Annotated in this window: 1 pseudogene; it reads left to right on the plus strand. The window is 42.6% G+C overall.

Annotated features, from left to right (window positions below):
- Positions 1-103: 103 nt before the first annotated feature.
- Positions 104-303: pseudogene (locus tag HMPREF0373_RS16275) on the plus strand (hypothetical protein); the annotation flags it as partial.

Consider the following 303-nt stretch of genomic DNA (forward strand, 5'->3'; position numbering starts at 1 on the left):
AGACCGAAGCCATGATATACCTACACGCAAGAAGATTATACCATGTGCTTCTTCTGATACGCAACCAAGAACTTATGTTTGTGAAGGAAAGGAGAATGTAAGAATGGCAAAATCAACAAAAAGTTATGAAGCACGAATGCTTGAAATGGAAAAGAAAGAGCAAGAAAGCCTTGAAAAGGCGAAACGATATGCGGCACAGAAGAAAGAACTTCTGAAGCGAAAGAAAGCCGAAGAAAGTAAAAAACGAACCCATAGGCTCTGTCAGATTGGCGGTGCGGTGGAATCCGTTCTCGGTGCGCCTAT

It is taken from the genome of Eubacterium ramulus ATCC 29099 (assembly GCF_000469345.1).
Taxonomy (GTDB): domain Bacteria; phylum Bacillota; class Clostridia; order Lachnospirales; family Lachnospiraceae; genus Eubacterium_I; species Eubacterium_I ramulus.